Consider the following 2,133-nt stretch of genomic DNA (forward strand, 5'->3'; position numbering starts at 1 on the left):
GCGAGATTTTTATAGGTGCCTTAAGGCACAATGCTGGTAAAGTGCCCTTATAGGGCTTAAGAAAAACCACCAGCTAAGCTGGTGGATATTTATTTTTGAAAATAAACTATTATGTTATAATTGGAACTTTTATTATCTAATGCAGTTTTAACAAGTTCTTTCATAGACTTTTCAGTATTTGCTAGAGCTGTAGATAACATAGTAGGCTCCTTTAATTTTTCTTCCATTCTCTCTTTAACTTTTTTAGTTAATATTTGATTTTCAGCGGGAGTGAGTTTTATATCTCCAAACCTGAAAACACCTTTGTCCATTTCATAGGTTGTCTTTTCTTCCTCTATATTTACTGATTTTACTTCAGGTTTAGGAACATTTATACTTATTGTATTAACTTTAGATTCAATTGTTATATTTTCAGCTTTTAATTTTGATAAGTCTACAGTATAAATTCCTTTTCCAGAAAAGTTAATATAGGTTATTTTTTTGAAGATATCAAAATTTCCCCAGCTATCATCTAATACTACTTTATCCGATAAGTCTACTTCCATAGTTATTAAGTCTGTTTTTTGACGGATTTTATTTACTATGGCTTCACTAGTAATAGCTTTTCGTGACATTTTTTCTATATTCTTTGTCATACCAGGTAAAGAATTTGTCCTTGAGCTAATAAAATATTTATAACACAGACTAAATCCTAATATTAATGAGATTGCTATTATTATTAAAGTTCTTTTCCTTATTATTTTATTCATTTACCTATTCAAACCTTATAGATTTGAATATACCCCCCATCTTTATTTATTTACCAATTATTTAAAAAGTTATATAGTGCTGGGTAAACATTGAGTTTAGCCATTAGATTCATATATTCATCCATAGCCTGAGTGTTTTCCTCTTTAGTTTTTACTGCCCTAATCATTAAATTTTTAGGAGTTTCAAGAGGAGAAATATATTCTACTACAGAAACATCGTATCCTTTAGATTCAAGCATTAAAGATCTCATACCATCTGTTAGTATATCTGCCATTCTTGTCTTAAATACTCCGTGATTAAGTATACTTTTAAAAGGTTCATAGGAATATTGATTTAGTAGTTCCCTATGGCAACAAGGTACTGCAATAATTACATCTGAATTTAATCTAATACCTAAAGCTAATGCCATATCAGTAGCAGTGTCACAGGCATGTAGTGAAATTACCACATGTATTTTTTGGTTAGGTAAATAGTTTTTTATATCTATAGCTTTAAATTCCATATTTCTATAGTTAAGATCTTCTGCCATTTTTTTAGAAGCTTCTATTACACCTTCGGATATATCTAAACCAATAAAGTGACATTTCTTCTTTTTTATTTCTGTAAGATAATAATTTAAAACAAAAGTAAGATAAGATTTTCCACAACCACAGTCAAGTATGTTGATTGTTTCATTATTAGGTAATTTGTCTAGTATACCTTCTAATAATTCAACATAATGATCTATTTGATTATATTTTCGTATTTTATCATTTTTTATTTTGCCTTCTTTAGTCATTATTCCTATTTCTTTTAATAAAGCATCTGCTTTACCTACTTTTATATAGTAATCCCTATTTAGTAAAGTTGAGGTTTTTGCAGATGTATGTACTGGGTCTTCGGTAACATCTTCTTTTATATCTATATTTTTCATATTAACTTTTTTGTTAGATCCTTCTATTAATATGCCTGTGCCTCTTTCTTTATAAAAGATTTCTACTGAATCATAATTTTCAGCTTCTTTACATATTAAAGTGATTAGATCCTCTATGCTTAATTTTTTAGTTATTCCGTTAAAATTAAAGCTTATATTACCGTTATTAAAATCACCTATACCTTTAAAGCTCTTTAAACCTGTGGTGTATGTAACGATAATTTCGGTAAATATATCTTTATTTCCAGTAAATCTACTTTGTAAGCCAATTAAAAATAAATTTAATTTCATTATGTTTTGTTTATTCATTTTATACACCTTTTCTTTCTGAAGTTATTTTTAGTAGTTAATTATAAAGTCTATTATAATTAATCATAAGTTTAATATAAATATAAACATAAAAAATTATTATATCAATATATTTTTTATTAACAATAGGCATTATGATATAATATTACAGGATACATATA

Annotated in this window: 2 protein-coding genes; both read right to left on the bottom strand. The window is 26.8% G+C overall.

All coding sequences use genetic code 11. From position 1 onward, the window contains the following. Positions 1-89: 89 nt before the first annotated feature. Positions 90-749, bottom strand: a complete 660-nt coding sequence (locus T514_RS0121935) for a DUF4230 domain-containing protein (RefSeq protein ID WP_027626661.1) — start codon at positions 747-749, stop codon at positions 90-92. 50 nt (positions 750-799) lie between these two features. Next, on the bottom strand, positions 800-1,972 hold the full coding sequence (locus T514_RS0121940) for a class I SAM-dependent methyltransferase (protein WP_027626662.1): 1,173 nt from the start codon (positions 1,970-1,972) through the stop codon (positions 800-802). Between the last annotated feature and the right edge of the window lie 161 nt (positions 1,973-2,133).

The organism is Clostridium lundense DSM 17049, assembly GCF_000619945.1.
GTDB lineage: Bacteria > Bacillota > Clostridia > Clostridiales > Clostridiaceae > Clostridium_AO > Clostridium_AO lundense.